Below are 11,886 nucleotides of genomic sequence, written 5' to 3' on the forward strand. Positions count from 1 at the left end.
TTGCACACCATACTGCCATTGCTAATTGCAACCATATTTGGTTGCAATGAGGCAAAACTGCCCTAAGATTTGCACTTCCGTAAAACCAGAGTGTAACATCAGGGAAAATCAATCAGCGCACAAAAGAGGTAAAAAGAAGGTGTTAAAGACACTTTTAGTGATTGCCGTTGGTTTTTTACCGTCCCTGATTTCCCTGTGGGTGATCCGCAAAACCCATGCGCGATCGCGCCTACGGCTCAGACAAGCAGCCATGAATTTTCCAGCAGTGCAGCGACGGCAAAACCTTACACCAGTTGAAAGCGATCGCTATTATTTAGAAGGGGTAGGTTATCTGATTGGCGATATCAGCTGCAAATTTAATGCCCGATCTGGCTACATGCGTTGTGCTGTGAATCCCGAAGGCCCCTGTAATGGTTGTCGTCACTACGAACCCAAAGGATTAGCTGATAGTGAAAAAAGGGCTTAAGAGTCCTTACTTAGTACTTAACTGAACTGACAAAGCAAATTTACAGCACATTCCCAAATAGAAGCGGGGAATGATAATATTATTCCTATTTATAATAATTTGTATTTACAAACACTTTGAATATTTGTCTTTGCATGGTCAAATAAGAATGATTTAATATAATTCGTGCAAAAGTGGAAATCTGCGTAATTTTCTTTGCAGATTATGAACTTTAGTATTGGCTTTTGCAGAATATCTAATAACTACATGACTATTTAACGATGAACAACGCGATCGCTCGAACAACAGCATTATTATCAACTTGTGCTTTGCTATTAGCAGGCTGTGGCGGCGGCGGTGGCCCTGTAGCTGTGACAAATTCTCCAAATAGTACCACAAATAACACTGCAACCGATACCGCAGCGACAACGGGTACATTGTCGGGTGCTATTCCTATAGGTATTGCTGTTGCCCAAACTAGCAATGTGGCATTACTAGGTCAAGAGCAAGTTGCTGGAGCCAAACTTGCCGAAAAGTATTTTAATAGTAAAGGTGGTGTCAATGGGACACCAATTAAATTAGTGTTTCAAGATACTAGCGGTGATGAAGCAGGGACAATCAACGCTTTTCAAACTTTAATTAACAAAGATAAAGTTATTGGAATTGTGGGCCCAACTTTGTCACAGCAAGCTTTTAGTGCTGACCCTATTGCCGAACGTGCAAAAGTACCAGTTATTGGGCCATCAAATACGGCTAACAATATTCCCGAAATTGGTGATTACATTGCTCGTGTTTCTGCACCAGTTTCCGTTGTCGCGCCTAATTCGGTGAAAGCTGCACTTAAGCAGAACTCCCAAGTTAAAAAAGTTGCAGTTTTCTATGCTCAAAATGATGCATTTAGCAAGTCGGAAACGGAAATTTTTCAACAAACAGTTAAGGATCAAGGATTGGAATTAGTAACAGTACAAAAATTCCAAACCAGTGATACAGATTTTCAAAGCCAAGCTACCAATGCCATTAATCTCAAACCAGATTTGGTGATTATTTCTGGTTTGGCTGCTGATGGTGGTAACTTAGTCCGACAGTTGCGAGAACTTGGTTACAAAGGTTTAATTGTCGGTGGAAATGGTTTAAATACATCGAATATATTGCCAGTTTGTAAGGCACTTTGTGATGGTGTTTTGATTGCTCAAGCCTACAGTCCAGAACATCCAGGTGAAGTTAACGCGGCGTTTCGGAAAGCCTATACTGACGAATACAAAAAAGAACCACCCCAATTTAGTGCCCAAGCTTTTGCAGCAGTGCAGGTTTATGTCGAAGCACTCCAAGCTTTAGATAAAAAGAGCAAAGTTAACAAATTACAGCTACCAGAATTGCGGACAGAATTAAACAAACAGATACTTAGCGGAATATACAATACACCGTTAGGTGAAATTGGTTTTACTCCCATAGGTGAAGTTGTGCAAAAAGATTTCTATGTAGCCCAAATAAAGATGGAAAAAGACGGAAGCAAAGGTAAATTCACATTTCTAAAATAGTTGCTACATGAATATCAATCTGTTTTTGCAGCAATTATTAAATGGGTTATCCATTGGCAGCGTCTATGCAATTTTTGCCTTAGGATATACCTTGGTTTATTCCATTTTGGGCATCATTAATTTAGCTCATGGCGCGATTTTTACCTTGGGTGCATATTTCACTTATGCACTCATGGGTGGCAGTTTTGGATTTAATGGCTTGTTAGCTAATGCAGCCTTGCCGATACAATTACCATTTGCTATAGCCTTGATTTTAGGAAGTACCTTGGCGGGATTAGTAGGGGTAGTGATGGAACGGGTTGCTTTTCAACCTCTGCGCCGTCAAGGATCTGATCCTTTACTAACTGTTGTTTCCAGCTTGGGGGTAGCAGTGGTAATTGTGAATTTAATTCAATATTTAGTAGGCGCAGAAAGTTACACATACCCAGCCAATACTTACGGTAATTTGCCACCTGCGATTAACTTTGGTAGTCCAGAAAACCCAATTCCGATTCGCAGTGTTCAGGTAGTAATTTTTACTGTGTCAGTGGTGATTGTGGCAATTCTTACCTATTTTATCAATCGGACTAAATATGGTAAGGCAATGCAAGCGATCGCAGAAGATCCAACTACAGCTAGTTTGTTAGGAATTAATAGCGATCGCTTTATCATTCTAACATTCTTCATCAGCAGTTTTTTAGCAGGATTAGCAGGAACTTTAGTCGCCTCTAGTGTTAGTATTGCAGGGCCATATTTCGGTATTGCTTTTGGTTTACGGGGTTTAGCGGTAATTGTTTTAGGTGGTTTAGGTAGTATTCCCGGTGCTGTGGTGGGAGGTTTGGTAATTGGATTAGTGGAGGCGTTTGTCCCTGCTGAATTCTCTGGTTATAAAGACGCAGTAGCCTTTGGAATTTTGTTTATCATGCTATTAGTTAGACCCCAAGGTTTGCTAGGACGGCGATTTATTCAGAAAGTTTAAAGAGACGTAGCGTTATGAAAACATACACCAAACAAAAACTAACTTTTGATCAATTTTTAGAACAGTGTCCAGAGGAAGGTTTATATGAACTTGTAGATGGAGAAATTTTAGAAGTGCATGCAACCAGAAATCATGATGATGTCGCTGACTTTACGGCTGACTCTTTCAAAGATGAAATTAAACGTCTAAATCTTAATTACGTAGTAAAAAACACAGCAGTATTTAAAACTATAACCGCTAATGGCATAGAGCAAGGGCGCAAGCCCGATGTAAGTGTCATAGATAAAGATCAATGGCGCTCAAATCGTTCTGCTTATGCTGCACTTGAAGAACCTATCCAATTAGCTGTAGAAGTGACATCAACTAATTGGGAAGATGACTATATTGATAAATTAGATGAATATCAACGCTTAGGTATTAAAGAATATTGGATTGTAGATTATTTGGCAATTGGACTAAGAGAGTATTTAGGAAATCCAAAAGTTCCGGCTGTGTTTGTTTTTCTATTAGATGATGAGGGTAAATACCAATGCACACACTTTAGAGGTTCAGAACGAATTGTGTCACGAACTTTTCCTGAACTGGCACTGACAGCAGAGCAAATATTAACAGCTTAAGAGTTGATAAAAGCGATAATTTGATTAAGCTTAATCAAAATATATTAAATAAAATGGCTGATTTCTTCGCTACTTACGCTTCTCTAATTGTCTCTATGGTATTGGGGGCGTTACTAGGGTTATCACTTTACTTACCGCTAATGACAGGGCAATTGTCTTTAGCTAGTCCAGGATTTTATGCTTTAGGTGGGTATATTGCAGCAATTTTATCCACAAAAGTTTTGACATCTAGCAGTAGTTTATTTCCGATTCCGTTGTTGTTATTGGAGATGTTAATTGCTGCGATAATTTCTGGTTTACTGGGTGTAGTGGTGGGAATTCCAGCATTGAGGTTGCGAGGAATTTATTTAGCGATTGCAACTATCGCTTTTGTGGAAGTTCTGCGCGTCATCTCCCTCAATCTAGATATTACAGGCGGTGCTGTTGGAATTTTTGGCATTCCTCAACCTTTCCAAACACAACTTGAATATTTATGGATTGCTTTGCCATTACTATTAATTAGTATGGTGCTACTTTATCGTTTAGAACGTATCCGTGTAGGAAGGGCTTTTATCGCTATCCGTGAAGATGAATTAGCTGCGGGTGCAATGGGAATAGATCCCACTTATTACAAAGTTTTGGCGTTTACATTAGGGGCTATGCTTGCAGGGGTTGTAGGTGCAATTAGTGCCCACTTCCTTAATACCTGGAATGCTCGTCAAGGTACTTTTGATGCCAGTATTATATATTTAACTTTTGTTTTGATTGGTGGTTCGAGAAGTTTTTTAGGGCCGGTAGTCGGAGGTATGGTATTTACAGCCTTACCAGAAATTCTGCGAAGTCTCGCTGATACTGGTGGTTTGCCTACTTGGCTAGCACAATTTTTACGAGATGGGAGATTAATTATTTTTGGCTTACTAATAGTAATAGGTACAATCTTTTTCCCCCAAGGGCTAATTACTCCAGATATTTTTAAAAGACGTAAAAGCCAAAAGTGAACCATTTGTAAATAATATGCAAAAATGTCATACAGTATTTCAGAAGCTAACAGCAGTATTGTCTTAGAAGCAAGAGCATTAACTCGCCGATTTGGTGGTTTAGTGGCGGTAAATAATGTATCTTTTAGTGTAAATAAACATGAGATTTTTGGACTGATTGGCCCTAATGGTGCTGGCAAAACAACACTATTTAATTTGATTACTGCTTTCATTCCACCTTCTAGCGGTAAATTAATTTATCAAGGTGCAGAAATTTCTCAACTGCGTCCTCATCAAATTGCTGCTTTAGGTATCGCCCGTACATTCCAAAATATCCGCTTGTTTGGGGAGTTATCGGCGTTAGAAAATGTGATAATCGCCCGACATTTACACACCAAAAGTAATATGATTACAGGTGTTTTGGGATTACCACCAGCGCCTCGTGAAGAATTGAAGACTAAGCAGAAAGCTTTAGATTTATTAGATTTGGTAGGATTAAGCGATCGCGCTGACGAAAAAGCTAAAAACTTTGCCTACGGTGATCAGCGGCGCCTGGAAATTGCCCGTGCTTTAGCATTAAAGCCACAAATCTTACTTCTCGATGAACCGGCGGCGGGGATGAACCCCAACGAAAAGCAGCAATTGAGTGAATTTATCCGTAGCCTGCGCGATCGCTTCAATTTGACGATCATCCTTATAGAACACCATGTACCCTTAGTTATGGGTTTGTGCGATCGCATTGCGGTATTGGATTTTGGTCAATTGATTGCATTGGGTGAACCATCTGTAGTCAGAAATGATCCGGCTGTAATTGAAGCTTATTTGGGAAATGATTGAATTTATCTAGACAAAACTTGCACGAATTCGTCTAAAGAACTCACAGCGATCGCGCTATCCATTAAAGTTTCTAATTGTTCCACACTTTCACTCTCAAGCCTTGCTTCTACCTCTTGAGGAATTTCACCAAAGCGTCGTCGCAATACTCGGATTAACTGCTGTCGCGCACCCTGTTGAACGCCTTGCTGAATACCTAGCTGAATACCTCTTTGCTCAATTTCCTGATACCAAGGCGATTCTCGCAATACTGCCATATCCCACCTCATGATTTGTTGCACTAAAGGCGTGTCTAAGACAAAGCTAGCAAAAAATGCCAGCAATGATTCTAATTGGTTCAACTGTACATCTGCTCTTAGCGCCTGTAATGCGCGTTGCACAACTGATACTTCTCCCCCTCCTTGCAGGATTGGCACAAAGGGTAACAACGATGGTAATGGTTGCTGAAACACTATTTCAGCATCGATTTCCCACAAATTAATCACGCGATAATCTTGGATGGCACGTAATCCCAAAAATTCCTGCTCGTAACTACTGACAATCGTTAAGGTGGATGGGGGCGGTAAAATGTTAACCAGTACTGGGTAAGTTGGCAATCGATAGCGTTCTTGTGCCAAAGCAGTATATGCTCTCATCCGTAGAGGCATCTGTGCTGTGTAACGCAACTGTAGTTCATTTAGTACTAGAAAATCTCCGTGAGTGGGACTGTATGCCTTCACCAACACATCCGTTTCGCGGCTAATCCACTGAAACTCAGAACCAAGAATTTCTTTCGCCACGACTTCAGGACGCTGTTTAACCCACTGTACCCATGCATCGGGAGCTAAATTAATTAGTCGTTTGCTACCAATATCTGCTGCTTTTGCCACAAGACGCTTGATATCTTTATTCAGTAATTAATGGTACATCATAAAGATTGCAGTATTCTGGCGTTGGTTTTTAAGATGAAGCAATGTCTACGATGGGGTAAGCCTACGCACTGTTTTAAGAAATGTAGGATTGATGTATGTTAGGTTTTGAATCAACATTTCTGGATGTAAACCGCCGATGAAATCCGATAGTAAACCAAACTATACAATTTTAGAAATTCAAGAACTTGACGTTAATTATGGCGGCATCCAAGCTCTGAAAAAGATTAATTTAATTATTCAAAAAGGCGAGGTAGTTACTTTAATTGGTGCTAATGGTGCTGGTAAAACTACTACACTCCGCGCTATATCTAAAGTAGTTAATCCTAAAAGTGGCGTAATTATTTATAATGGACATAATATTACCCGCCGCCAAACTCACGAAGTTGTACAACTTGGTATCGCCCATTGCCCTGAAGGACGGAGAGTATTAACGCGGCAAACAGTATTTGATAATTTGCTTTTGGGTGCTTATATTCGCTCTAATCAAGCTGAGATAAAAGCAGATATTCAGCGCCAATTTGAGCTATTTCCCCGCTTGTCACAAAGACGCAATCAACTAGCAGGAACCCTCAGCGGTGGTGAACAACAAATGTTAGCGATCGCACGGGCTGTAATGAGTAAACCACAACTCTTACTTTTAGACGAGCCTAGCTTAGGTTTAGCACCTGCGATCGTCCGGGAAATCTTCTCAATTATTGAAAATCTCCGGGCTACAGGGGTGACTATTCTGTTAGTTGAACAAAACGCTAATCTCGCATTACAAATTGCTGATCGCGGTTATGTTTTAGAAGCTGGTTCTATAACTTTAACAGGCGCGGCATCAGAATTGATTAATGATGAGCGAGTTAAAAAAGCTTATTTAGGGTGATGATTATAGTAGAGTAATAATCCAATAAAATTCTTATGAACTGGATTAGTGTCTGATGAAATAAAACGCGGTAAAAGTATCTGATCTCTCTAGACCATTCGGACTCTGTGCAGGAGAGTTTATTCTGTGCGTTTGATTCAGGATTGCTATAGCCAATTGCTATAAATAAAACTACACTGACGCCACTTATAACTTTTCCTAATCATTAGTATTATTAAATATTATTACAATTTTTGTCATATATTAATATTTACAAGCCCTCCTTGCAGATATCTATATATTTGTTTAGCGGCGAATTCTATTCACCGGAATAATTAAACCTATGAGTCAAATAGTCTGGATAGCAAGACACGCTAACCGCCTCGATTTCGTAAACCCCGATTGGTTTATCACCGCTGAACGACGCTACGATCCGCCATTGTCTGATGATGGTATGGTGCAGGCACAGCAGTTAGCTAAACGTTTGAAAAAAGAAAATATTGGTCATATTTTCGCTTCTCCTTTCCTGCGAACCGTACAAACGGCAAACGCAGTTGCAGAATTGCTCAATTTGCCGATCAAATTGGAAACAGGTTTGAGTGAATGGCTAAACCCAGTTTGGATGACAGAAGAACCCGAAAAACTCTCAACTCCAGCCTTAGCAAAATTATTTCCCAGAATTGACACTAGCTATACTTCGCGCATCGCTGCCAAATACCCTGAAACTCACGAAAAAGTGCGAGAACGTTCTGGGCAAACTGCCAGATGTTTAGCTACTGAGTTCTTCCCAGAGGATATCCTGCTAGTGGCACATGGTGCATCTGTGTTGGGCGGGGCAATGGGGCTAGTGGGGGAAATTGCTAAAACAGAAGTGAAGGCTTCTTTATGTTCCTTGGTAAAAGTGGTACGCGAAGATCCAGAATGGTTATTAGAACTAAAGGGAGATACTTCCCATTTAACCCACATAGAAGAAGTGATTCGATTTGCTTAAATCTCTAATCGGGATTTGTGTTCATAGCTTCTGCTAGGTTGGGTATATCCTACAAATAAAGTAATTAATTCGCGAATAAGTTCTATGACATTGTTACTAGCAGGAGACATCGGCGGTACGAAAACTATTCTGCGATTGGTTGAAACATCAGATTCACCAGGTTTACATACTATTTATCAGGAAAGTTATCACAGTGCTGATTTTCCCGATTTAGTACCCATAGTGCAGCAGTTTTTGGTCAAAGCTAATACACCCACACCAGAAAAGGCCTGTTTTGCGATCGCAGGGCCCATTGTCAAAAATACTGCCAAACTGACCAATTTAGTCTGGTTCTTGGATACCGAACGTCTACAACAAGAATTGGGTATCCCGCACATTTCTTTGATTAACGACTTCGCCGCCGTTGGCTATGGCATTTTAGGTTTACAAAAACAAGACTTACTGACGTTGCAAGTTGGCAAATCTCAACCAGAAGCCCCGATTGGAATTATTGGTGCTGGTACTGGCTTAGGACAAGGATTTTTAATTAAACAGGGAAACTACTATCAAGTCTTTCCCTCAGAAGGTGGACACGCTGACTTTGCCCCTCGGAACGAGATTGAGTTTCAACTGTTGAAATACCTGCTGGGTAAACATGATATCCAGCGCATTTCTGTGGAACGCGTGGTTTCTGGAATGGGGATTGTGGCAATTTACCAATTTCTGCGCGATCGCAAATTTGCCGCCGAATCTCCAGATATTGCCCAAGTCGTCAGAACTTGGGAACAAGAAGCGGGACAGGAAGAGAAAAGTGTCGATCCTGGTGCTGCCATTGGTACGGCTGCACTACAAAAACGCGATCGCCTCTGTGAACAAACCTTGCAATTATTTATAGACGCTTATGGTGCAGAAGCCGGCAATCTCGCCCTGAAACTCTTACCTTATGGTGGCTTATACATCGCTGGTGGAATTGCGCCCAAAATCTTACCGTTAATTGAAAACAGCGGTTTCTTATTAAACTTCACTCAAAAAGGTAGGATGCGCCGCCTCCTTGAAGAGATACCCGTGTATATTATCCTCAATCCGCAAGTGGGGCTAATAGGTGCTGCTTTATGTGCTGCTAGGTTATAACAGCTGGCATCATCAGTGAGATTAGCATCTCAAAAGGTAAAACTTATGACAATCAAAAGTCTGTTGCCATTAATCGCCACCACCTTTGTCTGTGGTGGTTCTATTCTTGTGGAAGCGCGTCAACCCAAACCTCCGGTGGCTGTTGTCAAACCAACCGTTACTAAACCCGTGCAGCCACAATGGAAGTTATACACCCCTCCAGATGGGCGTTTTACTATTTTGATGCCGGGAAGCCCCAACAGAAATACCCAATCCCAAAAAACTTATATGGGGGAAATTAACTTAGAAATATTTGTCGCTGAACCACCAAAACAGCAAGTAGCATACATAGTTGCTTACAATGATTTTCCTTATAGTTATGGTGAAATGGCTGACCCCCAAGCTGTACTTAATAATGCACGGGATATGGCTTTAAAGACTACGAAAAGTAATTTAATTAGTCAACGAAACATTCGTAGTTCCAATAATCATCCTGGCAAAGAAATTGAGTACATCAATTCTGGAGGGAAAATCACTAAAAGTAGAATGTATGTTGCTGAAGGGAGATTATATCAAGTAATGGCAATAACTACAAAAAAACAGCAGAAGACATTAGCTAAAACCATTACTGGGTATTTAAATTCCTTCCATGTAGTTTTGAAAAAATGAAATAACTAAAAACTCTGCTATATGAGCCTTGCAATTAATTGTGTGGCTCATATAGTGATTTTTGTGTGTATACCACAATCCAAAAATATTAGGCTTCTGGTTCAATGCCGAGCGATCGCAATTGAGCAGTCAAGCGATCGGCTCTTTCCTCACCAGTCAACAACAAATTACCTTGCAAATCCCACCAGCGTAGCCAAGGTAATTCCATATTGTAATATTGTCCCTGCCAAATTCCTAACTCAACTCCTAAAGGATGTATGGGATAATGTCCGCGTTCATTTGCTGTTAATAAATGATATTGTCCACCAATTAATTCATAAACTTCTACACTGGCTTTATTCACTTCATAAATGCCGTAGAAGGGAGGACGAATCACCTGCTCATAAATCCAAAATTTCCCCTTCCAAGGAGTTTTATCTCGCTCCTCACTACCATCCCCAGAAACAAATTCCAATGCAATCAATGGGGCAATAAACTCTCGCCATAATACATAAGACCTGCGCGTTTTCCCATCCAAATTAGGTGGTACATTCCCTACATAAAACCAGTCTGGTGCTTCTGCGCCTTTTTCTGGAGGGTCAGTGATGCGCCAGTAAATACCGCTATTTTGACCAATACAGTATTGCCCATCAGGATGACGTTTTTGCAATATCGGTTTAATTGAGTCGGTTAGGAGAATGCTTTGGGGATGTTCCTGAAAGTTTTTCACGAATGTACCGTCAGACTCAGGAAGCTGTGTATGGTCAGGAAACGGGGTCAGCGCGGTGGATGGATCGGTTGCAGAGGTCATAAGACTACCTTTGCAGGAGTAAGGGTTGTTTTTTAGTTTAGCTTGCGTGGATATGGAGCAGCTTGTTCTGAAACATGGCGCTGTTTCTGTCAAGCTAGACTCCAGTTCTTCAGGCTTTTTTATGTGAAAATTAATACAAAGATTTTAGGAGTTGCAAGGATGGCTTGGGCAGCAGGTGATCAATTGCAAGGTGGCAAATATACTGTTGAAAAGGAATTGGGAAGGGGACGGTTTGGTATTACTTATTTGGTAAGAAACAGGAATAGCGATCGCTTAGTCATTAAAACCTTAAATGAGAATCTGCTCCAATCCCTTAGCCAGTTGGAACGCGCTCGATTAGAGACTATGTTTTGGCAGGAGGCGGTAAATCTCACCCGATGTCAGCATCAGCATATTGTGCAGTTCAGAACACCGTTTAAGGAAGGAGATTATCCGTGTCTGGTAATGGAATATGTGGATGGAGTGAGTTTGGCTGACCTCAGTCCACCAAAACTTTCGGAACCTGACGCACTATGTTACATTCAGCAAATTGGGGAAGCACTGATAGTTGTACATAAAAATGGACTAATTCATCGGGATGTGCATCCGGGAAATATCTTGTTGCGGAACCGAGAGGGTCTGTCAGAAGCGGTGTTAATCGATTTTGGTCTAGCTCTAGATTTTGACCATATCTTAACCACAAGACGAACCAAGGAAGTGTCTGATGGATTTACACCCCCTGAACTTTACGCTAAAGGTACTATAACTCATGCGTATAGCGATATTTATTCACTGGCAGCTACCCTCTATAAACTTCTGACGGGAAAAACACCTGTCGATGCAATAAACCGCAAACTGAACGGTGAGCATTTGGTGTCTCCAAAAGACTTTAATCCTCAGATTAGCGATCGCACCAACCGCGCAATTTTAACAGGGATGAAACTAGATCCTCAAGAGCGCCCTCAATCAATGCGGGAATGGCTCGACTCTCTGGAGTTAACTGGGGAAACTCCTCAGCCTGTCTCACCCGTACACTCTCAGCCCAACCCAATCAATTGGACACTTGTTATAGCTGCGATCGCTGCTTTTGGAGGTCTACTTGGAGGTATCGGAGCTATGGCTGGCTGGATTCCTATTTTGAAACCCTCTCCGTCTTTTAGTCCACCGTCACTCTCTCCCAGTCCATCAACTAGCAAAACACCGTAGATTTAGCTCAACTTTCATTGTGTGTTGTGCAAAATTCTGCAAAACTGTATTATTTA

The 11,886-nt window shown here is 41.0% G+C and carries 13 protein-coding genes; 11 read left to right on the forward strand and 2 right to left on the reverse strand.

Annotation, left to right across the window (positions count from 1 at the left end):
* The first annotated feature begins 139 nt into the window (after positions 1-139).
* The 6 genes from ACWATR_RS12905 to ACWATR_RS12930 all read left to right on the forward strand — a co-directional run bounded on the left by ACWATR_RS12905 (position 140) and on the right by ACWATR_RS12930 (position 5,351).
* Positions 140-466, forward strand: a complete 327-nt coding sequence (locus ACWATR_RS12905) for a DUF6464 family protein (RefSeq protein ID WP_460332740.1) — start codon at positions 140-142, stop codon at positions 464-466.
* A gap of 260 nt (positions 467-726) precedes the next feature.
* Positions 727-1,983, forward strand: coding sequence for an ABC transporter substrate-binding protein (locus ACWATR_RS12910; RefSeq protein WP_460332742.1), 1,257 nt, complete (start codon positions 727-729; stop codon positions 1,981-1,983).
* Between the two features lie 7 nt (positions 1,984-1,990).
* Positions 1,991-2,941: a branched-chain amino acid ABC transporter permease gene (locus ACWATR_RS12915; RefSeq protein WP_420760346.1), complete on the forward strand. Its 951-nt coding sequence runs from the start codon at positions 1,991-1,993 to the stop codon at positions 2,939-2,941.
* A gap of 14 nt (positions 2,942-2,955) precedes the next feature.
* Entirely contained in the window at positions 2,956-3,558 is a 603-nt protein-coding gene (locus tag ACWATR_RS12920) for a Uma2 family endonuclease (protein ID WP_460332744.1), read from the forward strand.
* Positions 3,559-3,611: 53 nt separating this feature from the next.
* Entirely contained in the window at positions 3,612-4,535 is a 924-nt protein-coding gene (locus ACWATR_RS12925) for a branched-chain amino acid ABC transporter permease (protein ID WP_460332746.1), read from the forward strand.
* A 24-nt stretch (positions 4,536-4,559) separates the two neighbouring features.
* Complete coding sequence (locus ACWATR_RS12930) at positions 4,560-5,351, forward strand: ABC transporter ATP-binding protein (protein WP_460332748.1); 792 nt, start codon at positions 4,560-4,562, stop codon at positions 5,349-5,351.
* A gap of 2 nt (positions 5,352-5,353) precedes the next feature.
* Here ACWATR_RS12930 and ACWATR_RS12935 read toward each other — a convergent pair whose 3' ends face one another.
* The gene (locus ACWATR_RS12935) at positions 5,354-6,217 is read right to left on the reverse strand and encodes an Rpn family recombination-promoting nuclease/putative transposase (RefSeq protein WP_460332750.1); all 864 of its coding nucleotides are present in this window, start codon (positions 6,215-6,217) and stop codon (positions 5,354-5,356) included.
* Positions 6,218-6,395: 178 nt separating this feature from the next.
* Between ACWATR_RS12935 and ACWATR_RS12940 the strand changes: the two genes are divergently transcribed.
* The 4 genes from ACWATR_RS12940 to ACWATR_RS12955 all read left to right on the forward strand — a co-directional run bounded on the left by ACWATR_RS12940 (position 6,396) and on the right by ACWATR_RS12955 (position 9,855).
* Complete coding sequence (locus ACWATR_RS12940) at positions 6,396-7,127, forward strand: ABC transporter ATP-binding protein (RefSeq protein ID WP_460332752.1); 732 nt, start codon at positions 6,396-6,398, stop codon at positions 7,125-7,127.
* Positions 7,128-7,449: 322 nt separating this feature from the next.
* Positions 7,450-8,097, forward strand: a complete 648-nt coding sequence (locus tag ACWATR_RS12945; protein WP_460332754.1) for a histidine phosphatase family protein — start codon at positions 7,450-7,452, stop codon at positions 8,095-8,097.
* Positions 8,098-8,181: 84 nt separating this feature from the next.
* Entirely contained in the window at positions 8,182-9,207 is a 1,026-nt protein-coding gene (locus ACWATR_RS12950; protein ID WP_460332756.1) for a glucokinase, read from the forward strand.
* A gap of 45 nt (positions 9,208-9,252) precedes the next feature.
* Positions 9,253-9,855 (forward strand): hypothetical protein, encoded by a 603-nt coding sequence (locus tag ACWATR_RS12955; RefSeq protein WP_460332758.1) that lies wholly within the window; start codon positions 9,253-9,255, stop codon positions 9,853-9,855.
* Positions 9,856-9,943: 88 nt separating this feature from the next.
* Here ACWATR_RS12955 and ACWATR_RS12960 read toward each other — a convergent pair whose 3' ends face one another.
* The gene (locus ACWATR_RS12960) at positions 9,944-10,645 is read right to left on the reverse strand and encodes a Uma2 family endonuclease (RefSeq protein ID WP_460332760.1); all 702 of its coding nucleotides are present in this window, start codon (positions 10,643-10,645) and stop codon (positions 9,944-9,946) included.
* A 159-nt stretch (positions 10,646-10,804) separates the two neighbouring features.
* On the opposite strand from ACWATR_RS12960, the gene ACWATR_RS12965 reads away from it, so the two are divergent.
* Complete coding sequence (locus ACWATR_RS12965) at positions 10,805-11,830, forward strand: serine/threonine protein kinase (protein WP_460340385.1); 1,026 nt, start codon at positions 10,805-10,807, stop codon at positions 11,828-11,830.
* The last annotated feature ends 56 nt before the right edge of the window (positions 11,831-11,886 follow it).

It is taken from the genome of Nostoc sp. UIC 10890 (genome assembly GCF_054786515.1).

Coding starts and splice junctions, on each gene's coding strand:
- ACWATR_RS12910 (WP_460332742.1), top strand. CDS start 727: ATGAACAACGCGATCGCTCGAACAACAGCATTATTATCAACTTGTGCT.
- ACWATR_RS12915 (WP_420760346.1), top strand. CDS start 1,991: ATGAATATCAATCTGTTTTTGCAGCAATTATTAAATGGGTTATCCATT.
- ACWATR_RS12920 (WP_460332744.1), top strand. CDS start 2,956: ATGAAAACATACACCAAACAAAAACTAACTTTTGATCAATTTTTAGAA.
- ACWATR_RS12925 (WP_460332746.1), top strand. CDS start 3,612: ATGGCTGATTTCTTCGCTACTTACGCTTCTCTAATTGTCTCTATGGTA.
- ACWATR_RS12930 (WP_460332748.1), top strand. CDS start 4,560: ATGTCATACAGTATTTCAGAAGCTAACAGCAGTATTGTCTTAGAAGCA.
- ACWATR_RS12940 (WP_460332752.1), top strand. CDS start 6,396: ATGAAATCCGATAGTAAACCAAACTATACAATTTTAGAAATTCAAGAA.
- ACWATR_RS12945 (WP_460332754.1), top strand. CDS start 7,450: ATGAGTCAAATAGTCTGGATAGCAAGACACGCTAACCGCCTCGATTTC.
- ACWATR_RS12950 (WP_460332756.1), top strand. CDS start 8,182: ATGACATTGTTACTAGCAGGAGACATCGGCGGTACGAAAACTATTCTG.
- ACWATR_RS12955 (WP_460332758.1), top strand. CDS start 9,253: ATGACAATCAAAAGTCTGTTGCCATTAATCGCCACCACCTTTGTCTGT.
- ACWATR_RS12960 (WP_460332760.1), bottom strand. CDS start 10,645: ATGACCTCTGCAACCGATCCATCCACCGCGCTGACCCCGTTTCCTGAC.
- ACWATR_RS12965 (WP_460340385.1), top strand. CDS start 10,805: ATGGCTTGGGCAGCAGGTGATCAATTGCAAGGTGGCAAATATACTGTT.